At 66.8% G+C, this 20,234-nt stretch carries 22 protein-coding genes; 10 read left to right on the top strand and 12 right to left on the bottom strand.

Going from position 1 to position 20,234, the window contains the following annotated elements; genetic code table 11:
• Positions 1-279: 279 nt before the first annotated feature.
• Complete coding sequence (locus AC1C2U_RS18805) at positions 280-975, bottom strand: alpha/beta fold hydrolase (RefSeq protein WP_495363304.1); 696 nt, start codon at positions 973-975, stop codon at positions 280-282.
• 76 nt (positions 976-1,051) lie between these two features.
• Positions 1,052-2,044 carry an EamA family transporter gene (locus AC1C2U_RS18800; RefSeq protein ID WP_495363303.1) on the bottom strand — a complete coding sequence of 331 codons (993 nt, stop codon included), beginning with the start codon at positions 2,042-2,044 and terminating at the stop codon, positions 1,052-1,054.
• 96 nt (positions 2,045-2,140) lie between these two features.
• Between AC1C2U_RS18800 and AC1C2U_RS18795 the strand changes: the two genes are divergently transcribed.
• The 7 genes from AC1C2U_RS18795 (at position 2,141) to AC1C2U_RS18765 (ending at position 10,050) form a co-directional block, all read left to right on the top strand.
• On the top strand, positions 2,141-4,615 hold the full coding sequence (locus AC1C2U_RS18795; protein WP_495363302.1) for an HAD-IC family P-type ATPase: 2,475 nt from the start codon (positions 2,141-2,143) through the stop codon (positions 4,613-4,615).
• Between the two features lie 155 nt (positions 4,616-4,770).
• Positions 4,771-5,838 carry an alcohol dehydrogenase catalytic domain-containing protein gene (locus AC1C2U_RS18790; protein WP_495363301.1) on the top strand — a complete coding sequence of 356 codons (1,068 nt, stop codon included), beginning with the start codon at positions 4,771-4,773 and terminating at the stop codon, positions 5,836-5,838.
• A 72-nt stretch (positions 5,839-5,910) separates the two neighbouring features.
• Positions 5,911-6,285: an ArsR/SmtB family transcription factor gene (locus AC1C2U_RS18785; RefSeq protein WP_495363300.1), complete on the top strand. Its 375-nt coding sequence runs from the start codon at positions 5,911-5,913 to the stop codon at positions 6,283-6,285.
• The gene (locus AC1C2U_RS18780) at positions 6,282-7,358 is read left to right on the top strand and encodes a cation diffusion facilitator family transporter (RefSeq protein WP_495363299.1); all 1,077 of its coding nucleotides are present in this window, start codon (positions 6,282-6,284) and stop codon (positions 7,356-7,358) included. Before AC1C2U_RS18785 ends, AC1C2U_RS18780 begins: the two co-directional genes overlap by 4 nt.
• 27 nt (positions 7,359-7,385) lie before the next feature.
• The gene (locus AC1C2U_RS18775) at positions 7,386-8,111 is read left to right on the top strand and encodes a DUF2510 domain-containing protein (RefSeq protein WP_495363298.1); all 726 of its coding nucleotides are present in this window, start codon (positions 7,386-7,388) and stop codon (positions 8,109-8,111) included.
• A 62-nt stretch (positions 8,112-8,173) separates the two neighbouring features.
• Entirely contained in the window at positions 8,174-9,187 is a 1,014-nt protein-coding gene (locus tag AC1C2U_RS18770) for a PHP domain-containing protein (protein ID WP_495363297.1), read from the top strand.
• Complete coding sequence (locus tag AC1C2U_RS18765; protein ID WP_495363296.1) at positions 9,184-10,050, top strand: hypothetical protein; 867 nt, start codon at positions 9,184-9,186, stop codon at positions 10,048-10,050. Before AC1C2U_RS18770 ends, AC1C2U_RS18765 begins: the two co-directional genes overlap by 4 nt.
• A 20-nt stretch (positions 10,051-10,070) precedes the next feature.
• On the opposite strand, the gene AC1C2U_RS18760 is transcribed toward AC1C2U_RS18765, so the two are convergent.
• Positions 10,071-10,295: a hypothetical protein gene (locus AC1C2U_RS18760; RefSeq protein WP_495363295.1), complete on the bottom strand. Its 225-nt coding sequence runs from the start codon at positions 10,293-10,295 to the stop codon at positions 10,071-10,073.
• A 92-nt stretch (positions 10,296-10,387) separates the two neighbouring features.
• Complete coding sequence (locus AC1C2U_RS18755; RefSeq protein ID WP_495363294.1) at positions 10,388-10,780, bottom strand: (R)-mandelonitrile lyase; 393 nt, start codon at positions 10,778-10,780, stop codon at positions 10,388-10,390.
• Positions 10,781-11,073: 293 nt separating this feature from the next.
• Between AC1C2U_RS18755 and AC1C2U_RS18750 the strand changes: the two genes are divergently transcribed.
• Positions 11,074-11,454, top strand: coding sequence for a DUF2255 family protein (locus AC1C2U_RS18750; RefSeq protein WP_495363293.1), 381 nt, complete (start codon positions 11,074-11,076; stop codon positions 11,452-11,454).
• A gap of 53 nt (positions 11,455-11,507) precedes the next feature.
• On the opposite strand, the gene AC1C2U_RS18745 is transcribed toward AC1C2U_RS18750, so the two are convergent.
• The 7 genes from AC1C2U_RS18745 to AC1C2U_RS18715 form a co-directional block, all read right to left on the bottom strand.
• Positions 11,508-12,392: an alpha/beta fold hydrolase gene (locus AC1C2U_RS18745; RefSeq protein WP_495363292.1), complete on the bottom strand. Its 885-nt coding sequence runs from the start codon at positions 12,390-12,392 to the stop codon at positions 11,508-11,510.
• Between the two features lie 78 nt (positions 12,393-12,470).
• Complete coding sequence (locus tag AC1C2U_RS18740; protein WP_495363291.1) at positions 12,471-12,761, bottom strand: hypothetical protein; 291 nt, start codon at positions 12,759-12,761, stop codon at positions 12,471-12,473.
• A 56-nt stretch (positions 12,762-12,817) separates the two neighbouring features.
• On the bottom strand, positions 12,818-14,068 hold the full coding sequence (locus tag AC1C2U_RS18735; protein ID WP_495363290.1) for a type II toxin-antitoxin system HipA family toxin: 1,251 nt from the start codon (positions 14,066-14,068) through the stop codon (positions 12,818-12,820).
• Positions 14,065-14,361, bottom strand: coding sequence for a helix-turn-helix domain-containing protein (locus tag AC1C2U_RS18730; RefSeq protein WP_495363289.1), 297 nt, complete (start codon positions 14,359-14,361; stop codon positions 14,065-14,067). Before AC1C2U_RS18730 ends, AC1C2U_RS18735 begins: the two co-directional genes overlap by 4 nt.
• 430 nt (positions 14,362-14,791) lie before the next feature.
• A complete protein-coding gene (locus AC1C2U_RS18725) occupies positions 14,792-15,649 on the bottom strand; it encodes a type IV toxin-antitoxin system AbiEi family antitoxin domain-containing protein (protein ID WP_495363288.1) in 858 nt (285 codons plus the stop codon).
• Between the two features lie 314 nt (positions 15,650-15,963).
• Positions 15,964-16,491, bottom strand: coding sequence for a hypothetical protein (locus AC1C2U_RS18720; protein WP_495363287.1), 528 nt, complete (start codon positions 16,489-16,491; stop codon positions 15,964-15,966).
• On the bottom strand, positions 16,488-17,753 hold the full coding sequence (locus tag AC1C2U_RS18715) for a hypothetical protein (protein ID WP_495363286.1): 1,266 nt from the start codon (positions 17,751-17,753) through the stop codon (positions 16,488-16,490). The genes AC1C2U_RS18720 and AC1C2U_RS18715 overlap by 4 nt, the downstream gene beginning before the upstream one ends.
• A 509-nt stretch (positions 17,754-18,262) precedes the next feature.
• Between AC1C2U_RS18715 and AC1C2U_RS18710 the strand changes: the two genes are divergently transcribed.
• Together AC1C2U_RS18710 and AC1C2U_RS18705 are read left to right on the top strand one after the other, a co-directional pair.
• Positions 18,263-18,586 carry a PadR family transcriptional regulator gene (locus tag AC1C2U_RS18710; protein WP_495363404.1) on the top strand — a complete coding sequence of 108 codons (324 nt, stop codon included), beginning with the start codon at positions 18,263-18,265 and terminating at the stop codon, positions 18,584-18,586.
• Positions 18,583-18,978, top strand: coding sequence for a hypothetical protein (locus AC1C2U_RS18705; protein WP_495363285.1), 396 nt, complete (start codon positions 18,583-18,585; stop codon positions 18,976-18,978). Before AC1C2U_RS18710 ends, AC1C2U_RS18705 begins: the two co-directional genes overlap by 4 nt.
• A 137-nt stretch (positions 18,979-19,115) precedes the next feature.
• Here AC1C2U_RS18705 and AC1C2U_RS18700 read toward each other — a convergent pair whose 3' ends face one another.
• On the bottom strand, positions 19,116-19,559 hold the full coding sequence (locus AC1C2U_RS18700; protein WP_495363284.1) for a hypothetical protein: 444 nt from the start codon (positions 19,557-19,559) through the stop codon (positions 19,116-19,118).
• Positions 19,560-20,234: the final 675 nt, after the last annotated feature.

The following is a 20,234-nucleotide window of genomic DNA, read 5'->3' as shown; positions in this document are numbered from 1 at the left end:
TGCAGGCTGCATTGTTCGTTCTTCGTGTCGGATAAACGGTGCGACGCCAAGTCGGTGTTCTTGGCGTCGAGCACCGGCTCGCAACTGAACGAACGTCGACGAGCCGGTCGTGCGACATCCTTTCGGGAGGATGTTGCCCCTGACGCTACTCGCCTGCTAGCGTCGACACCTTACCCAAAACGGGGGGCTTGCGGCGGCTGGTCAGAGCTCGCGAATCCGCGTTCGTCTGCAGGGTGAACTGCTGTCGTATGAACACGAGGATTCGCCCATGCGGCTCGGTCAGGCGATCGCCGCGACGATCGCCTGACCGAGTTGCACCGGCTTCGTGAACTGCGGCCAGTGTCCGGTCGGCACATCGAGGTAGCTCACGTTCTTGATCTTCGCGAGCTCGCGCGTATACGGCGAGCCCGCGGCGATCCACTCGGCGAGGAGCTTGCTCGGGAACTCGCTCGCGATGATCGTGACCGGTACGTCGTAGCGTCGTTCGTCGCTGAGCTGCATCGGTTCGGTGGCGACGGCTGCCGGCTCGGGGATCGCCCGGGCGCGGAATGCTGCGCGAAGTTCATCGTCGAGGTCGACGAGGTCCTCGTCGCCGAACGCCTCCCACGGCGGCAGCGGCAGGTCGGCGCCCTCGCTCGGGAACTCGTCGTTGATCACGTCGCCATCGGCGAAGGGGCCGGCGTCGACGTAGACGACCCGCACGATGCGGTCGGGTCGGGCGTCTGCCACGCCGTGCGCGATCGCGCCGCCGCCCGAATGGCCGACGATCACGACCTGGTCTTCGAATGTGTCGACGATGGCGGCGACGGCGTCGATGTGGGTGCGCAGGCCGATGCTCGTTCGGTCGGCATCGGCCGACTCGAGACCGGGAAGGGTCAACGGGTGCGCGCGGTGGCCGGCCTCTTCGAGGACCGGCGTCACCCGCTGCCACGATGATGCGTCGAGCCAGAATCCGGGGATGAGAATGATGTCCATGCAGCGAAGCTAGCGTCGGCAGCAGACATTCGGAACGGGTCGGCGAAGCCCCTTGCGGCGACCACCGCCGCGCGCATCAGGCACCCTTGCGGGGTGACACCGCCGCGGCGCGCGGTGCGCGGCGTCCACCGGCGGTGGCGAGCACGACGATGCCGGCGGCGAGCAGGAGGAGCCCGAGCAGCGCGCCTGGTGGCAGCGCCTCGCCGAGCAGCGCGACGCCGAGGATGCCGGCCGTCAGCGGCTCCGCGAGCGTGAGCGTCGACACCGTTGCGGGGGCCAGCCCGCCGAGCCCGTATCCGAAGAGCAGGTAGGCGAGGGTCGTCGTGACGAGCCCCAACCAGAGGGCCATGGCGAGCCCGGGGCCGGTCGCGAGCCACGAGGCATCCGTCGAAGCAAGCAATGGGAGGCTGAAGACGGCCGCGACGCCGAAGAGTGCTCCCATGCTCGTCGTGCCGCTCCAGCCACGGTCGAGCAGGGCTTTGGCTGCGAGGGTGTAGACCGCGTACGAAGCGCCTGCGCCGAGCGAGGCGGCGAGGCCGAGCAGGTCGGCCCCCGAAACATCCGAAGCCCCCGAAGCTCCCGAACCACCCGAAGCGCCACCGCCGGTCGCCGCGGCGAGAATGCCGACGCCGAGGGTCGCGATCGCGGTGGCGACCGCCCAGCGGTGGCCGGGGTAGCGGCGGTGCAGCGCCCAGTCGAGCGCGCCGGTCAGCACGGGAGCCGAGCCGAGAGCGACCACGGTGCCGACGGCCACTCCGTTCGCCGCGGTGCCCGCGAAGAACGCAGGCTGGTAGGCGATGACGGCGGCAGCGCCGATGATGATGATGAGCCAGGCGGGCAGCGGATGCCGCGTGGCCCCGCCGGGCGCCCGAGCGGCGGGTGTCCCGACCGCACCGCGTCGGCGCCCGGCGAAGTGGACGATCACGGCGATGAGCCCGAGGCCGCCGCCGCCGATGAGGATCCGCGCTGCGCCGACCGAGGTCGCGCTCGCCTCGGGACCGAGGGCCTGCGCGGTGCCCGTGGTGCCGAAGCAGACGGCCGCGAGCAGCACGGCGGTCACGAATCGCATGGCACATTGTTACACAATCACCGGTGCTGCGCCTCCCTCCCGTCGGCGCGAACGCTGTGCGAGACTCGATCCGGGGCGGGTCGAACGGGGGCGTCGATGAGCGATGAACAGCTCGTGGTGAAACCTGCCGTGACCGATCCCGACCGTGGCCTCACCGCCGCCGAGGTCGAGGCCCGAGTGCGCGACGGCCGGGTGAACATCTCCAACGACGCGTCGAGCCGCAGCATCTGGAGCATCCTCCGAGCCAACGTCTTGACCCTCTTCAACGGCATCGTGGTCACGGGCTTCCTGCTTCTCCTGATCCTCGGGCGATGGCAGGACGCCCTCTTCGGCATCGCCGCGATCGCGAACGCCGCGATCGGCGTCGTGCAGGAGTACCGCGCCAAACGCGCGCTCGACAAGCTCGCCCTGCTCCACGCCCCGCGCGCCCATGTCGTGCGGGACGGCGTGGAGCGCGAGATCGACGTGCGCGGCGTCGTCGAGGACGACGTGCTCATCCTCCGCTCGGGCGATCAGGTCACGGCCGACGGCCGACTCGTCGACGAGGTGCGACTCGAGGTCGACGAGTCGCTGCTCACGGGCGAGTCCGAGGCGATCGACAAGGGGCCGGGCGACCGCGTGCTCTCGGGTTCGATCGTCATCGGCGGGCGCGGCCGGGCGATCGTCACCGACGTGGGCGACGCGGCCTTCGCGGCCAAGCTCACGGCCGAGGCGAAGCGGTTCTCCCTCGTGAGATCGGAGCTCCGCAGTTCGATCGACCGCATCCTGAAGTGGATCACGTGGGCGATCTTCCCGATCATGCTCCTCGTCGTGAACGCCAACATGGTGGCCGCGGGCGGCTGGAGCCACGCCATCGAGACGGGGCAGTGGCACGAAGCGGCCGTGGCATCCGTCGCCGCCGTCATCGCGATGATTCCGCTCGGCCTCGTGCTCATGACGAGCATCGCCTTCGCGGTCGGCGCGGTCAAACTCGGTTCTCACAACGTGCTCGTGCAGGAGCTGCCGGCCGTCGAAGGGCTCGCACGCGTCGACCTCATCTGCCTCGACAAGACGGGCACGCTCACGAGCGGCGAGGTACGGTTCGACGGCGTGCATCCGCTCGGCGATGCCCCGCCCGAGGGGTGGCGGCTCGCCCTCGCATGGAACGGCGCCGAGCCCGACGCGAACGCGACCGCCAGGAGTCTCGCCGATGAGTTCACGCTCGAGGCGCCGCTCGAGCCTGCAGCGCGCATCGAGTTCTCCTCGGCCCGCAAGTGGAGTGCCGTCGCCTTCGACGAGTCCGTCGGCGCTCCCGGCACGTGGGTGCTCGGCGCCCCCGAGTTCGTCTTGCGCGATTCGGCGGTGACGGATGCCGCGGCATCCGCTGCCCTCGAACGCGCGGGCGAGCTCGCCGAGTCGGGGCGGCGCACCCTGCTGCTCGCTCACGCCCCCATCTCGCTCAGCGAAGCGGATGCCGCCGCCGCGCGCCTGCCCGACGGGCTCACCCCGGTCGCCCTGCTGACCTTCCGTGAGGCGGTGCGCAGCGACGCCGCCTCGACCCTGCGCTACTTCGCGAAGGAGGGCGTCGCCGTGCGGGTCATCTCGGGTGACAACCCGCGCACGGTCGCGGCGGTCGCCCGCGAGGTCGGCCTCGACGCGGGCGAGGGCTTCGACGCGCGAGACCTGCCGGAGGATCTCGACGAGCTCGGCGACGTGCTCGACACGCACCTCGTGTTCGGTCGAGTCACGCCCACGCAGAAGCGGGCGATGGTGCGGGCGCTCCGCGCACGCGGGCACACCGTGGCGATGACGGGCGACGGGGTCAATGACGCGCTCGCGATCAAGGAGGCCGACATCGGCATCGCGATGGAGTCCGGGTCGGCTGCGACGAAGGCGGTCTCCCGTATCGTGCTGCTCGACAGCAGCTTCTCGCACATGCCGGGGGTCGTCGCCGAAGGGCGACGCGTGATCGCGAACATCGAGCGCGTCTCGATGCTCTTCCTCTCCAAGACCGCGTATGCGATCGCGATGGCGGTGCTCTTCGGCATCCTCCTCTGGCCGTTCCCGTTCCTGCCCCGGCAGCTCTCCGTCACCGACGGGCTGACGATCGGCATCCCGGCGTTCCTGCTCGCGCTGCTGCCCAATACGCGGCGCTACGTGCCGGGGTTCCTGCGGCGCTCGCTGTCGTTCGCCATTCCCGCCGGGCTCGTCGTCGCCGTCTCGATCGCCGTCGTCTCGGGTCACGCCCGTGTGCTCGGCTTCGACGAGCAGATCGTGCGCACCGCGTGCACGATCACGCTCGCGCTCATCGGCCTCTGGATCCTCGCCGTGCTCTCCCGGCCGTTCACCTGGATCAAGGCCGGCGTGCTCGCCGCCATGGTCGTGGGGCTCGTGCTCGTGCTCACTGTGCCGATCGCCGTGACGTTCCTCGAGTTCGTGCCGCTGCCGCTCGACACGCTCATCGACGTGGCCATCGTGGTGCCGATCGCGTGGGTGCTCATCGAGGCGATCGGGTTCTGGCATCGCCGCCGCTTCGGCACGGCATCGGAGATCGCCGAGCCCGAGCGGCACCGGCGCCGCACGGCCCCATAGGCCGCATCTCCTCCCGAGTTCAGGCGTCGGCGGGCCGCCGGGCGCGCGAGCACCCCTCCGAAGGCCGATAGGCTCGCGGTTGTCGCGCGCGCGAATCAGGTGACGATGCCATGAGCAGCGCCGCCGACATCCGCTCACCCTGAGCCTGTCGATGGGTGACCCGATACGGAAGGACTCCTGTGCGCGCTGTGCTCTTCAACGCCTTCGGTGAGAAACCCGAACTCGTGGAGGTGGCGGAGCCCGCCTGTCCGCCGAGGGGCGCCGTCATCCGGGTTCGGGCGACGGGTGTGTGCCGCAGCGACTGGCACGCCTGGATGGGTCACGACGACGCCGTGTCGCTGCCGCACGTTCCCGGCCACGAGTTCGCCGGCGAGATCGCGGTGCTCGGCTCAGAGCTCGCAGCAGATTCGGGTTGGGCTGTCGGCGATCGTGTCACGGCACCCTTCATCTGCGCCTGCGGACGCTGCCATGAATGCCGCTCGGGCAACGAGCAGGTGTGCGACGCCCAGTCGCAGCCGGGCTTCACGCACTGGGGGTCGTTCGCCGAGTACGTCGCGATCGACGAGGCCGAGCTCAACCTCATCCGCCTGCCCGAATCGCTCGGCTTCGTCGAGGCGGCTTCGCTCGGCTGCCGATTCGCGACCGCGTACCGGGCGATCGTCTCTCGAAGCAGGCTCGCTCCCGGCGAGCAGATCGCGGTGCACGGATGCGGCGGGGTCGGCCTCTCGGCCATCATGATCGCCGTCGCCGCCGGTGTGAAGGTCTACGGCGTCGACGTCTCCGATGCCGCGCTCGCCGCGGCCGAGGGTCTCGGCGCGGTACCGGTGCAGGGCGGTGAGGGTACGGCAGAACGGATCCTCGAGGCATCCGGCGGCGGGGTGGATGTCTCGGTCGACGCCTTCGGCAGCACCGAGACCTCGTTCGCTTCGGTGCGCAGCCTCAAGAAGCGCGGCCGGCACGTGCAGATCGGGCTCATGGTCGGCGACTCCGCGCTCGCCGCGATGCCCATGGACGCCGTCATCGCGGGTGAACTCGAGATCCTCGGCAGCCACGGCATGGCCGCGCACGAGTACCCGTCGATGCTCGGCGCGGTCGCTTCGGGCGACTTCCGGCCGATCGAGCTCGTCGGCCGTCGCATCACACTCGACGAGGTGCCGAAGGCGCTCGCTGCGATGGGCAAGGCCGGGGGAGCGGGCTCGGGCATGACGGTCGTCGAGCTGTAGCGGCATCCGCTCGCCCGACCGAGACCGCGCTGAATCGAGACAGGCGGACGGTGCCCGTGGCATAATCTGCGTATGGATGCAGGTACGCAGATAGGTGGGGGTTCGCCCGACAGCCAGTACGTCGAACTCGCCGTCGAGGTCTTCTCGATGCTGGCCGATGCCACCCGCATCCGCATCATCCTCACGCTCCGCGACCGCGGCGAACTCTCGGTGAACCTGCTCGCCGACCTCGTCGACAAAGCCCCCGCGGCGGTCTCCCAGCATCTGGCGAAGCTGCGCCTCGCACGAATCGTCGCGACCCGGCACGAGGGCACCAAGGTCTTCTACCGCCTCGAGAACGAACACGCACGCCAGCTCGTCGCCGACGCGATCCTCCAGGCGGAGCACTCGCTCGGCGGCACTCCCCGGCACCACGACATCGAGTCGGCTACGGAGGCGACAGCGTGACGGATGCATCCAAAGCACACGTGCACGGACCGGCCGGCGAGCACGTGCACGATCACGATCATGTGCACGCCCACGACCAGGACCACGTGCACGACCACGACCACCCTCGCGGTATCCGCGGATTCCTGCACGAGCTCTTCCTGCCGCACACCCACGATTCGGCCGACTCGGTCGATGACGCGCTCGAGTCGAGCCGGCAGGGCATCCGTGCCCTCAAGATCAGCCTCTTCGTTCTCCTCGCCACGACGATCCTGCAGTTCGCGATCGTCTTCGTCAGCAACTCGGTTGCACTCCTCGCCGACACCGTGCACAACTTCTCCGATGCGCTGACTGCAGTGCCGCTCTGGATCGCGTTCGTCCTCGGCCGGCGAGCCGCGTCACGGCGCTACCCGTACGGCTACGGCCGCGCAGAGGATCTCGCCGGTCTCTTCATCGTCCTCGTCATCGCGGCATCCGCCATCGTCGCGGCGTGGCAGTCGATCGATCGGCTGGTGCATCCCCAGCCCGTGGAGAATCTCGGCTGGCTCATGGCGGCGGGTGTGATCGGCTTCCTCGGCAACGAGGCAGTCGCGATCTATCGCATCAGGGTCGGGCAGCGCATCGGCTCTGCCGCACTCGTCGCCGACGGGGTGCACGCCCGCACCGACGGCTTCACGTCGCTCGCGGTCGTGATCGGCGCTGTCGGCGTGATGCTCGGATTCCCTCTCGCGGATCCGATCGTCGGGCTCGTGATCGTCGTGGCGATCCTCGTACTGCTCTGGGGCACGGTGCGCAGCGTCGGCCGCCGACTCATGGACGGCATCGAGCCCGAGCTGCTCGATCGCGCAGAGCATTCGCTCGCACAGACTCCCGGGGTCACCGCGGTCGATGTCGTGCGGCTCCGTTGGAGCGGCCACCGGTTGAGCGGCGACGCGGTCGTCGCGGTGGCCGGCGATCCAACCCTCCACGACGTGGAGGCGATCGCTGTCGATGCCGAGGCGCGGGCACGGCTCGCCCTCCCGAAGCTCGACGCATTCGCCGTGCGCGTGATGAGCGTCTCACCCGCGTCGTCGCGTGAAGCCGGGGGCCCGTAGCATGGCGTGAAACCCTAGGAGGAATCGATGAGCGATGGTCGTTCGGCGCCCGCCGGCTGGTATCCCGATCCGAGCGGCACCGGCGGTCAGCGCTGGTGGAACGGCTTTCAATGGACCGAGCATGTCGCGCCGGTTGTACCTGTCGCGCCGGTCGCCGCGCCGGCGTACGCGGTCGCCCCTGTGGCTCCAGCGACGACGGCGTATCCGGCCGCGCCGGCGTACGTAGCCGGGCAGCCGGCTCCCTACGGAGGAGACCAGCAGGCCCGCGTGCCCGAGGGCACCCCGGTCGACACGCTGTGGATCTGGCTCATGGTGGCGCTGCCCGTGCTCGCCGTGCTCCCGCTCTTCCTCTGGGACGCCAATGGGTACATCGAGCGGTCGATGTATTCGTCGACGTCGAACAGTCCGCTCGCCGCGGCTCTCGGTCCGTACGCCGACCCGTGGTCCCTCCTCGCGACCCTCGCCAGTTGGGTCGCCTACGGATTCGCCGTGTGGTTCGCCTACCGCGACTGGGCAGCCCTCGCGCGACTCGGCTACCAGCGTCGCTTCCACTGGGCCTGGACGTTCCTCTCCTCCCTCGTGTACGTCATCGGCCGATCGGTCGTCGTGCGGCAGCAGGCGGGTCGGGGGTTCCTCCCGATGGCCGCAGCCATCGCACTGACCGTCGTGATGACGGTCGGCATCATCGCCTGGGTGATCGTCATCGTCACGAACGCGATCAACAACGCGATCGACATGTACCCGGCGTACTGAGCTGCGGATGCCGCCGACTCAAGCGTGGAGCGGCGGGCACCGATACGCGGCACAATGGGGCCATGGATCCCGTTGAGGCGCTCGAACAGATCGCGTTCCTGCTCGAACGAGACCGAGCCTCGGCGTTCAAGTCGAAGGCGTTCCGTCGCGCTGCCGACGTCATTCGCCCGCTCGGTGCCGACGAGGTCGCCGCTCGCGTCGGCGACGGGCGGCTGCAGCGCACGAAGGGCATCGGCGAGACCACCTTCACCGTCATCGCCCAGGCGACGGGTGGCGCGGTGCCCGATTACCTCGCCGAGCTGCGCTCCCGCGCAGGGCTCGAGCCGGCGGGCGCGCCGACGGGCCTCAGAACGCAGTTGCGCGGCGACCTGCACAGCCATACCGACTGGTCCGACGGCACGACGAGTCTCGAGACGATGGCCCGCGCGGCCGAATCGATCGGCCTCGAGTACCTCGCGGTCACCGATCATTCGCCGAGCCTGCGCGTCGCCAACGGGCTCAGCGCCGAGCGGCTCGTCGCCCAGCAACAGCTGATCGACGATGTGCAGGCCGCGGTCGGTGGCGTCCGGTTGCTGCGTGGTATCGAGGTCGACATCCTGCTCGACGGTGCGCTCGACCAGACTCCCGAGATGCTCGACCGCCTCGACGTCGTGGTTGCGAGCGTGCACTCGAAGCTCCGCACCGAGTCGCCGGAGATGACGAAGCGGATGCTGCACGCCATCGCCGATCCGCACACGAACGTGCTCGGCCACTGCACGGGCCGACTCGTGGAGGGTTCGCGGGGCACGCGTCCGCAGTCGACCTTCGACGCGCAAGCCGTGTTCGAGTCGTGCGCTGAGCACGGCGTCGCGGTCGAGATCAACTCGCGACCTGAGCGGCAGGACCCGCCCGACGAGCTCATCCAACTCGCGCTCGAAGTCGGCTGCCTCTTCTCGATCGACAGCGACGCGCACGCCCCGGGGCATCTGACGTTCCTCGAACTCGGCGCGGCGCGGGCCGCGGCCAACGGCGTGCCTGCCGAACGCATCGTCACGACCTGGCCGGCCGAACGACTGCTGGAGTGGACCCGCGCATGATGCGCGGGTCCCCGAGCCAGACGCGCGGCGCGCTGCTCGAGTTGCTGCGTGACCAGGCCGGGCGTCGGCGGCCCGTCGACCTGCTCACCCAGTACGTCGACGACGAGTTCGTCGCGGCGAGCGCCGTCGACTTGCGCCTTGCGAACACGCTCGACCGGCTGGCGCTCGAGTCGGCGCCCGACTTCGAAGCGCTTCTGCTCTCGCCCGTCGCGCCGCTCGGCACGAACTCGGTCGTCGCCCCGACCTCGCAGGATCGCACGCTCTCGACGATTCGGAACACCGAGGTCGTCTCCGATCCCACGAACGTGCTCGCCCTCGAGAGTGCCAAGCGACTCGCTGGAGCCGATGCGGCGGTGAGTCTCGCCACCGTGCACCAGACTCTGCGGGCGCAGCCGCTCGCCGGCGGCGAAGACGATGACGGCGCCCGCTCGCGACACTTCCGTCTGTTCGCGCTCGCGGAGGCGGGTCGAGGGCTTCCCGACGACGAGTTCGAGGTGCAGGCGGTGGTGAGACAACTCGCGGTATTCGACCGGTTGTTCGACGAATGCGCAGCGGCGTTGCCGGTCGAGTTCCCGCATCGGCGCGCGGTCGTGCGCGCCGGTGTTCGCGGCGATGCGCTCCGCGAGCGCGTGCTGCGCCGACTCGCGGTGGCCTTGCCGCACGTCGAACTCGTGACCGAACTACTCGAGTCCGACTACTACGACGGACTGCGCGTGGGCTTCGGGGCCGCGGGCCGCTCGGGCGACTTCGTCGAGATCGCAGACCTCGGACGATTCGATTGGGTGTCGAAGCTCACCGGCGACCGTCGCATGCGGTTCGTGTCGAGTGGGCTGGGCATTCAGCTGGTCCCGCTGCTGTTCTGAAGGTCACCCGCCGGGTCGACTCAATCGCGTGGCTGTTGATTTTCCACGACCGCGACCGCGGCTTCGACGTGCTCGGCGCTCGCCGGCAGGCCGGCGTCTTCGAGGCGTTGTCGCATCATCGTGCGCAGGTCGTCGACGGCGCCGAGGCCGAGGTCGTAGCGGACCTGCGCGATGATGCCGTCACGTTTCTGGTCGTCGCTCGCGTCGTCGTGACCATCTTGGATCGGTTTGTTCTGCTCGTCCATGCCACGATGCTCGCACCGGTGGTTCAGCCGGCCAACCCCTTGACGGGCGGGTCGTAACGGGCTCGTGATCGCGCGTCGGTGGTTCGCGCAGCTCAGTCGGCCCGTGCCGCGGCGTACTCCTCGTCGGTGACGTGATCGCCCCAGGTGGCGTCGTCGTCCTCCCACATCGCGAGATGGCACATGAACGAGTCGGCGGATGCCCCGTGCCAGTGCCATTCGCCCGGCGGCGTGTACACGGTGTCGCCGGGCCGCATGACGATCACGTCGCCGCCGCGGGCCTGCACGAGGCCGATGCCGTCGGTGACGTGCAAGGTCTGGCCGAGGGAGTGCGAGTGCCACGCGGTGCGGGCACCGGGCGTGAACCGCACGAGGTTGACGCGCAGTCGTGACGGCGCCTCGCCGCGGGCGATCACGTCGAAGTAGACGTCGCCAGTGAACAGCTCGGCGGGGCCCTTTGTGCTGGGAGTCTTCGGTTGGCGTTCCATGGCCCCGACGCTACGCCTGGCGGCGGTCGGCTGGGAGGCACTTGACAGTACCCGGGAGACCCGGCACTCCCTCAGGCCGGCGAGCACGCGTTCATTGGTTACGTACCGACGAGACATCCGGTACCCAGGAGACATTCGACCGCACCGTCAGCCTCGCCGAGACCCCGACGGCTACCGCGCCATGGACGCCCGTGAGGCGCTCAAGGCGCTCATCGCGCCGTTAGTCCGCAGGTGGCACCCATTGCCGCCGGTCACCGGTCCGCGCAAGAATTATCTCAGCGAGAGGACACGCAATGAGCACCTGGACCACCGACGAACTCGACCGCATCGGCCGAGCGGAAGAACTGCAGGTCGCCTCCCGACGATCCGACGGCACGCTGCGCCCGTACGTGACGATCTGGGTCGTACGCGTCGGCGATGAGATCTTCGTGCGCTCGGCGTACGGGCCGGATAATCCGTGGTTCCGTCGCGCGCAGTCGAGCGGCATCGGACGCATCCGCGCAGGCGGCGTCGAACGCGACGTGTCGTTCGTCGAGGCTGCCGCCGACATGCACGACGCGATCGACGCCGCCTACCACGCGAAGTACGACCGCCACGGACCGAAGATCGTCGGCACCGTCGTCGGCCCGCAGGTGGTCGCGACGACGTTCCGGCTGGATCCGGTCGCCGACTGACGGCGTCGACCGACGCCGTCGACCGACGCCGTCGACCGATGGCGGCGTCGGCCCTACTGCTCCTTCGTGGGCGGATGAAGCGCTCCGCGGTGGATCTCGTACGAGCGCGAATGCCCCGGCGAGGCGGGATCGTCGACGATCGGCTGGTCGGCCATGAACAGGCGGATGAGGTGCGCGAGCTCGCCCGGATGGCTGAAGTTGATCGCGTGCGCCGCACCCTCGATCATCACCAGCAGTACATGGTTGTCGGTGCGGCCGGCCACCTCTTTCACGCGGGCCGGGCCCGGCATCAGCGGGTCCCGGTCACCGATGACCACGAGCGTCGGAATCTGCAGCTCGAGCAACCGCTCGAGTGACGGATACCGGGTGAGGGCGCGGAACATCTTGAACGTGCTCGGCACGCCGAATCGCAGGTAGTCGGGAGTGGCCACCCGCATCATCCGGGGCGGTTCGCGCGTGCCGTCACGGGTGAGCTGGCCCACGGCACGGCGCAGCGGCTGGTTGTGCAGTCCGCCCGCAGGCGAGACGAGAATGGCGCGCTCGAGGCGCTCGGGGTGGTGGTACGCGAGCTCCAAGATGACCGGGCAGCCCATCGAGTTGCCGACCAGCGTGGCCGATTCGACCTGACGGTCGTCGAGGAACCTCACCGCGGCGTGCGCGAGATCCGGCACGTCGAGTGCGTTCGGCGCCTTCCCGCTCCGGCCGAACCCCGGGAGGTCGGGAACGAGGGTGTGGAACTCGTCCATGAGTCGCTCGGCCGTCGGCAGCAGGTACCGGCCGGAGAGGCCGAAGCCGTGCAGGTGCATCATCGCCGGAGCATCCGGCGGCACGGGCGACTCCCGATAGAAGACGTCGATGCCATCGACGGTGGTCCATCGCTCGGCCAAGCGTGACGCCGGGCGCCTGGGGCGCCGCCGCGGAGCAGTCTTCGTGCCCATGCCGATGATCATCCTCGCCGCAGGGGTACGCGTCAACGCACCCTTGCGCGGCACGAGATGAGGGTCGATTGGGCACGCTCACTTCGGCTGCAGGGCCCTGGCGATCGATACCTGGTCGATCCCAGCGATTCGCATGAGCTCTTCGAGCAGCGCCTCGCCGTCACCCTTGCGGTGGCCGTTGCGCTCGGCGAGCGGGCTCAGGAGGTTAGCGAGTCGGCTCACATCCAGCAGGGACTGTCTGGCTGCATCGCGCAGTGCGTTGCTGACATTACTGAGGTCGTGCCGATCTTCGACCAGGTCGGCGCTCGTGCGCTCGCGGGTCGTCGTGGGCAGGCCCTCTCGCACCGTGAGATCCTGCTTCGGCAGCACTCGGGTTCAGTGTGCGTGACTATCTCAGCACGAAGGTGGGATTTGAGAAGAGGACCTCAGGCTTCGCGGAGAGTGCGGAGCCCAGCGGTGAACGAGTCCTCGAAGCGCGCGAGTTGCGACCGGGGCACGTCGTTCCCGGTCGCGACCTCGCGCCATCTGGCGAGCGCGTCAGCTACATCGGTGAGTACGGTCCGTGCCGCTGCCGGGGGCAACCGGCAGGCGCGGGCGAGTTCGATCAGCCCGTCTGCTTCGTCGACGGGGAGGTCGGCGCCGGCGATCGTGGTCTGGCGCAACTCGGGGTCGGGGTTCGGGTTCACGTCGAAGGCCGGGCTCAGAGTCCAACCGCCTCGAGCGCGGAGGAAGCCGTGGTTGCGGAGGTGGTCGTCGGTGTTGTTCAGCCCGACGCTGACGGCGACCCTGCGGAAGAGTTGGTGTGCGTCATCCGTCGCGCGAGCACTGATCTCTGCCAGGCGATCGGCGATATCGACGTAGTCAGCGTGTTCTCCGTCGCGGTGCTCGAGCATGGTCATCGCGCTCACATATCCGATGCGGTGGCCGTTGTCATCGCGGTCGAACCGGTCAAGCAGAAGCGCATGTCGGCCATCGACTCGTACAAGACGATGGCGTGCGACCCGAACACCGGCGGCGGCCGCGAGGTCGAGCGACGTCCCCTCCCAGGCCATGACGTCCCAAGCGTCCTCGTGGTGTGGGAACTTCGCGATCAATTGGCGACCATCCTCGTCGAGCACCGCAGCCTTCGGCCGGGCTCCGCCGAGCGAGCCGGTTCCCGCGGCGAGAAGCGCCGTCACCGCCTCGAAGTCGTCGTCGTTGTCACTTGCGGCCGCGTCCGCCGCCCGCAGGAGCTCGGGCAGGCGGATCATCCGCGGCACACCGTGGCCAGGGTCGAGGAACGGCTCAGTCGGGTCTTCACCGGGCCGATATCTGAGCGCGCCTTGGCGGGTGATGTCGCTGACGCCGGCCAGGTAGTCCGCGCCGTCGAAGTCGCGTGGTCTTCGTGACTCCTGGCGGGCGAGGGCCCGCTCGCGCTTCTTGATGAGGTTGCGACCCCAACGATCCGGCGCCGAGTCCGCGAATGCGCCGGGAAGCCCAGACGTCTGCTGCGTGCCGGAGACAAGAGGGAGTGCGGGATCAAGCTGGTACGCCGTCGCGTGCTCGAGGTACGCCCGGTCGTACTGGAAGGTCGTCGAAGTAAGGTTGCCGCGGCTGCGATGGAATTGCGCGGGGCCGGCCAGCACTGTTCTGCCGTCGAGTTCGACGTGGACTTCGAGCGCATCGTAGAGCGTCATCGGATGCGCTTCCGCTCGAGCTGGCCCGCTCGGGCTCGGCCGAGGTCGGTATCGAGCGGATCCAGTGCCGTCGTGAGCGTGTCGAGAATGCCGAGGGCGCGCGCCACGCGCAGCACAACGTGGAAGCTCACGCTCGGATCGCCATGCTCGAGCTTGCGAAGGGTGTCTCGCGTGACGTCGGCGCGGTCTGCGACTTGCGCGGCGGTGAGGCCGAGGACCTTTCGCCATCCGACGAAGTCTTGGCCGATCTCCCGGGCGGACCTCAGGATCACCGCGGGAAGCTCGGTCGCCATGGGGTATCCCTTCTAATAGTGACGATTATAGTCGTCATTATACGGGTTAATGGCGATCTTAGTAGTCATTACTTGGCTCGCCACAGTGAAAGCGACCGTGCGCCGAGCGCCTTCCGGACTTGACGAGCTTCGAGCGGGGCGCGTGCATCGGCATACCCGATGTCACCTGCCGAAGTTGATGGCACCGTGACCTCACGATTTTCAGTGAGCCTGGGCGGTTTTCGCTCAATTCTATGGACATGATATCGCGCTGATCAGGGATTCTTCCGAATGGTCGCAGTTGGTTTCAGTTCGTTTTCCCGCATTTAATGGCACATTAATGGCACAGATTTGGCACGGAACCGGTCGTCGAGACCGCATCAGCGAACCGATCCGAGCTGACGAAGTCGGGCCGGATGCCTCGCCCGGGTGTCGTGCCGATCGGGCATCTTCACTTCGGTTCCAGGGCCATGGCGACCGACACCGACTCGGCAGCTCGCAGCCGTTCTTCGATCGTGGAGGGGGCGCTCGAATCGCCCGATGGTGCGAGCCCTTCGTTACGGCCGCTCGACGCGAACTCGCGTGAGTTCTCAAGATACCGAGCGGCCACGAGACCGGCGAGCGAGGGAATCGCAGCGATCTGCTTCGCTATGCTCTCCTGGTCGATCCCTGCGATTTGCATGAGGTCATCGAGCAGCGCCTCGCCGGCGCCCTTGCGGTGGCCGTTGCGCTCGGCCAGCGGGCTCAGGAGTTCAGTGAGTCGGCCCACATCCAGCATCGATTGCCTTGCGGCATCGCGTAGTGCGTTGCTGACGTTGCTGAGGTCGTGACGATCTTCAACGAGATCCGCGATCGTGCGCTCGCGGGTCGTCGTGGGCAGGCCCTCGCGCACGGTGATGTCTTCCTCGGACAGCACTCGGGTTCGGTATCGGACGTCCGCTCGCTGGGTTTGCTTGCGCGTCGGTGTCATGAACTCGCTCTTCATCGCGCGCAGGTGGCCGATGCCGTGGAGTCGAGCGGCCGATTCGCCTGACACGACGGCGCTCGGTGGACGTTCGCCGAGACGTTCGTGAGCGAGCTTCGATGGTTCGGTCGCCAGCCACGCCGTGCGCAGATCCTCGTACAGCCCGCTCGGTGCGCCGGCAGCCCTGTAGACGCCGTGCGAGAGCCGGACCAGATCCCCGGAATCAGTCAGCCGCGTGAGGTTCATGTGGCTGACGCCGCGCACGCTGGCCTGGGCAGACGTGACCATGCCCCACTGTGATGCGGTGACGTCGGCCAGCACTCGGATCGCATCACGCGATTGCATGCTTGGATTCTATCGGTGTGATTCGTGAGTTTCCAAGTTGCCAACATGGGCGCGCGACCTGCCTACGTCTTGAGTGCCAAAGTCTCCCAGGACGATGGTGCGGGCCACACCTGCTAGCAACCCGATCGTCGAATGCGGATCCCTTGTTCCGGTTCCCCAATGAGGGCATCTTCATCGGGCGAGGTAATCGGACACCTCATCTCTAAGCCTCCAGCGTGAACTCGAACGAACAGCGGCCGTCCGCGGCCTTACCGCTAAACGAGCCGTCCCGAGACTGGCGTGACCGCCGCTTTATGTTGAGGAATGCCTGACAGTCAGAACGTCATCGTCGACTGAAGGCCTCTGCCGAACGAGGGGTGCCCTTTTCCAAAGACGGCTAGGTAGAGGTCGTTGAGCGCGGACACGATAGCGAGTAGAAAGCGCTTCACATCGGCAACTTGAAGGGCGACAGTCTCTCTCGGATGTACCAGAGCGTTTCGAACGGAGATCCCTTGACTGAGATCTGACCACCACCCGTGCTCACTCAGTGTCGCATCGCCGTAGCGCCGGAATAGGAACGCCAAGCGATCCTCTAGGCGGAAGAACTGTGAACCGGCCAGCTTCCATTCCCCCTTGTCGAGCTTGACCGCCCGTTCGAGCAGCAGAGACTTGTCGAGGACACTCCCGTCCTGGCGGAGCGAGAGCTCGTCGGCGACGCCATTCATGTGCGACTCCAGCGAGCTAAACCCGAGCAAGAGAGCGGCGTGCAGGAGGGAGTCCTCGTCGTCGTCTGCAAACTTCTCAAGGAAGCGCTTGGCTTCGTCGAGGAGGCGGATTGAGAACGCGTCGAAGTCCGTACTCACTTCTGCTTGGCTTTCTCAGCCGCACGCGAGACCTCGAGAAGCGCCTCTTTCGCCACGGCCTTCTTGATAGCGAGGTCGATCCCGCTCGCGGTGATCTTCGAGCCATCCTCAGCCTGCAGGAAGAACAGTTCGGCGAGACGAGCCCGTTCTTTCGCGTCAGTGCGATAGCCGAGTCCGCGGTAGTTCTCGGGATCTGTCTTGTGCCGCCCCTTCGCAAGGGCGGTCGCGTTCAAAGGATCCTTCGAGGTGGGCGTTCGCAACTCGAAGTGTCGCTTGAGTCGCGCCTTGTTCGATGAGAGCACTCCGGCGATGAACGCCCACGCACTGAGGACGGCGAAGTTCATCGCCTTCTCGGCGGAATCTGCCTGGCCAGGCTTGGTCTTGCCTTTGGTGTCCGTGAAGTGCGCCCTCTGGGCCTCAACAAGTGCGGCGAACTCCTTTCCCGCTTTTTCCAGTCCCTTGTCTTCCCAAAGACTTGGATGCGACGCCTTGAGTGTCTTCCACTCATCAACTTCGACACCTGACCGCAGGACCATTGGTGTGGTGTCCACCAAGGCAAACTTCTTGGCGTCGACGGCCGTGCCCTTGAAGTAGTTGTAGATGAAAGTGCGCGCCGCACGTACGGTAATCGGGTTGCCCCGCGCTCGGCGATCTGCGAAGTCCTGCCCGTCGGCGAGAAGGTCGACCTTCTGACACCAGGTCCTGAGTTCGGGACCAGAGAGCGTCTCGGTCATCCGGTCGAACAAGTCAGTCGAGACAGCGATGTTCGTATTCGAGATCAACTGAACGTCCAGGCGCTGTTCGGTGTCGAGCCCAAAGTAGAGCTTGATTCCGTGGTGCTCATCGACGCCATTGTTCATAGCTTCTTGTACCGCGTTGTAGCGATGCTGCCCGCCGATGATCTTTATTGGATGATCGGAGTCGAAAGCCCTGGTGAACTCGCACACGAGGTTACTGAACGCGCGCCCGGCGAGAGCATCTTCCTTCATCTTCGCGAACGCGACGTGATCCTCGACCACTTCGCGATTGGCACGGTAGTCAGCTTGCTCGTCTGGGTCGAGGGGGACATCAATTGTTGCAACTGGCACAAACTTGCTCGCTAGTACGTGCGCCTCAATGAAGATCGCGCCCGTTGCACTGTCCTTCATGATGAGCATCGGTTGAGCGTCGACCGGGTGGCATATCGCAACGAAGTCCTCGATCATCTCGACGAGCGCTCCGTCAACGGCGCCAGACAAACGCGTGTCGACCACGTCATTCATTGGATCTCCTTCGCTGTGCGGGAACTCTCCCAAGAGCCATCTTGCTGTGCCTTGAAGCATCGCGCCTAACTCTCTCGAGAGTGTACAAAGCGGCTCTGATTCGGCCCATGGGATATCAGCGACGCCTCTCGCGTCGCGCATTCGAGCCCCGCTCCGTTTGATTTGGACACCCCAGGGAAGGAGATCGGTCTCGGAGGGTGGTGGGTCGCGCGTCAGAGACCCGGTCCAGCTACTGCGGGCCGGACAACTGGCGAGGAAGCCGATTTCTGGCGGAACGGGGAGCGGCGATGGCCGATGGACGGTGGCGCCAGAAACGTTCAAAACCCGCGAGTTTCGACCTCGCTCCGCACAGAACGCCCGCGGCCGCAGAGTCAGGCATCTCCGGCCCTCGGCCGGCGAGGTTCTGACCGCCTCGAAGTGACAGGTCAAAGGCCGTTGTTTTCTACCTCGGGTGGAAGCCTAAGTGAATAGTCAATCAATCTGTATTTAGTCGTCACTTGACAAAAGAGATGCGCGAGCCGACTTTCGCGATCATGTCAGCCCTCGCAGAAGGGCCGCGCCATGGTTACGCGATCATCACGGAGGCAGGGGATCTGTCAGGGGGTTCCGTTTCACTGCAACCGGGAACGCTTTACGCCGCCCTCGATCGACTGAAATCGGAAGGCATGGTCGAGATTGCGAACGAGGAGATCGTGCAAGGTCGACTGCGACGCTCGTTCGCGCTAACTGGCCGTGGCCGGGATGCGTTGAGGGCTGAAGCGACCCGCCGGCGGGAGACTGCTGAACGCGCGCTCGCGAGGCTCCGGACCCGAGCGAGCGGAGCACTGGCATGAATGAGATGGAGCGCACGTATCGGGCCGCAATGCGCTGGTACCCGGCAAGCTGGCGACGCGCCAACGCAGACGCGCTACTCGGGACGCTTCTCGACCGTGCCGATCACGAAGGCCGCACCAAGCCAACACCCGCCGAGCTGCGCAACCTCACAGTGGTGGGTCTACGCAAACGCGTCGCGATGACACTTCCTTGGGTTCTACTTCTATTGGCGGCCGCCGTCGCAACGCTGACACTCCCGCTCCTCGGCCGTCCGATCGACGCAACCATCGTCTACATTCCTTTTCGGCTCATCGCACCGCTGTGGATCTTTCTAGTTGCCTTGATCGGTTTGGCAGGGGCTCTCGCGACCGCGGGAGGTCTCCTGCTGTGGCGTTACCGCAGGGTAGGGTGAGCCAGTCGTTCGATTGATCTGGGATCATTCACGATTGACTGACGCCGCTCGCAAACGGTCGATTCTGACCCATGTGCCGTTTCCGAAGCCGATTCGCGCGATGGTCGTCCGTGGCTTTCTGGAGGCGCGTATCCCGATCAGTCCTCGCTTCGCGGGCATTCTTCGCGGAAGACGCGATCACCGTCGTCGGGCCCATAACCCGAGTCCCCGCACAAGTAGAACAGGTTCCACTCTCGAGCATCGTCACAGGCACCGAACCGGGCCTCAGTCCAGTCCTGCCCTCCAAAGTATTGGCTCTCACCGGAGACGAGTACGTCGGAATCCTCGAATCTGACGAAGAATGAGTATCCGTTTCGGGCCTCCCATGTGGCCGCGCCCGTGTAGCGCGCGTTTGTGAACCCATCGATGCAGAAGAAGCCCTCGTCATCCTCAACAGATCGTCCCGTTGGGAACCCGGTGAGACGTGCTCGACCGTCATCGAACAACTCCACAACGACGTTGTCCGATACGAGACCCTCCTCCTGGTAGCCATACGATTCGTGGGTCTGCCAGACGATGGGGGGATCGAAGACGGGCTTCACCGCAGCGCACGCGGATAGCGCACCCAACATGATGAATGCGCCGCAGGCGATTGCCCAGCGGGATGCAAATCGGGGGCCTTCACTATGCGCAGATATCCGTGCCATCCGCGTGCTCCGATCTACGCCGGCGGTGATCATCAGATCGTACGGGGAGCATCGCTGGGAATGGACACGGACGGGCGCACGTGCACCTCCTGTTATTGAACCATCGGCATTGTTCCACGACCGTCTCATGCCGAGCAACGGCGGCGCCATCGCGCGATCTAAACGGGACTACTCAGAAACCGTCATGGTTATCGACCGTGGGCTCACTCCATCGATCTGACCGCTGCGCCTGGGGTGAATCGAGTTCGGCTCAGCCTGCCGACGTGTCGCTGGTGTCCGCGGCTGATTCGCAGGTTCGGATACCGTTGGTCAGGATCACGACCCCATAGGAGCAGCTCATGACGACCGGCCTCAAAGCGATCATCATCGGGGCAGGGGCTCTCGCTATTCTCGGACTCGTTCTCGTACTGCTCCCGGGACCGACCGCCACTTTCGGATGGTTCGCATACCAGCCTGTGGGTGACTTCGGTTTCGTTGGCGGTGCCGGTCCGCAAGCCGAAACCGGTCCGTTACGAAGTCGCCGCGCCGGGGCTACTCGTGCACGTCGACATCAAGAAGCTCGGGCGGATC

The sequence above is a fragment of the Agromyces sp. Y575 genome (assembly GCF_059445445.1).
This window is presented reverse-complemented; position numbering and strand designations above follow the sequence as displayed.

Bases quoted from the DNA above. Each gene is read 5' to 3' on its own strand.
- AC1C2U_RS18805 (WP_495363304.1), bottom strand. From the start codon at position 975: ATGGACATCATTCTCATCCCCGGATTCTGGCTCGACGCATCATCGTGG.
- AC1C2U_RS18800 (WP_495363303.1), bottom strand. From the start codon at position 2,044: ATGCGATTCGTGACCGCCGTGCTGCTCGCGGCCGTCTGCTTCGGCACC.
- AC1C2U_RS18795 (WP_495363302.1), top strand. From the start codon at position 2,141: ATGAGCGATGAACAGCTCGTGGTGAAACCTGCCGTGACCGATCCCGAC.
- AC1C2U_RS18785 (WP_495363300.1), top strand. From the start codon at position 5,911: ATGGATGCAGGTACGCAGATAGGTGGGGGTTCGCCCGACAGCCAGTAC.
- AC1C2U_RS18775 (WP_495363298.1), top strand. From the start codon at position 7,386: ATGAGCGATGGTCGTTCGGCGCCCGCCGGCTGGTATCCCGATCCGAGC.
- AC1C2U_RS18770 (WP_495363297.1), top strand. From the start codon at position 8,174: ATGGATCCCGTTGAGGCGCTCGAACAGATCGCGTTCCTGCTCGAACGA.
- AC1C2U_RS18765 (WP_495363296.1), top strand. From the start codon at position 9,184: ATGATGCGCGGGTCCCCGAGCCAGACGCGCGGCGCGCTGCTCGAGTTG.
- AC1C2U_RS18760 (WP_495363295.1), bottom strand. From the start codon at position 10,295: ATGGACGAGCAGAACAAACCGATCCAAGATGGTCACGACGACGCGAGC.
- AC1C2U_RS18755 (WP_495363294.1), bottom strand. From the start codon at position 10,780: ATGGAACGCCAACCGAAGACTCCCAGCACAAAGGGCCCCGCCGAGCTG.
- AC1C2U_RS18750 (WP_495363293.1), top strand. From the start codon at position 11,074: ATGAGCACCTGGACCACCGACGAACTCGACCGCATCGGCCGAGCGGAA.
- AC1C2U_RS18745 (WP_495363292.1), bottom strand. From the start codon at position 12,392: ATGGGCACGAAGACTGCTCCGCGGCGGCGCCCCAGGCGCCCGGCGTCA.
- AC1C2U_RS18735 (WP_495363290.1), bottom strand. From the start codon at position 14,068: ATGACGCTCTACGATGCGCTCGAAGTCCACGTCGAACTCGACGGCAGA.
- AC1C2U_RS18730 (WP_495363289.1), bottom strand. From the start codon at position 14,361: ATGGCGACCGAGCTTCCCGCGGTGATCCTGAGGTCCGCCCGGGAGATC.
- AC1C2U_RS18725 (WP_495363288.1), bottom strand. From the start codon at position 15,649: ATGCAATCGCGTGATGCGATCCGAGTGCTGGCCGACGTCACCGCATCA.
- AC1C2U_RS18715 (WP_495363286.1), bottom strand. From the start codon at position 17,753: ATGAATGACGTGGTCGACACGCGTTTGTCTGGCGCCGTTGACGGAGCG.
- AC1C2U_RS18710 (WP_495363404.1), top strand. From the start codon at position 18,263: ATGCGCGAGCCGACTTTCGCGATCATGTCAGCCCTCGCAGAAGGGCCG.
- AC1C2U_RS18705 (WP_495363285.1), top strand. From the start codon at position 18,583: ATGAATGAGATGGAGCGCACGTATCGGGCCGCAATGCGCTGGTACCCG.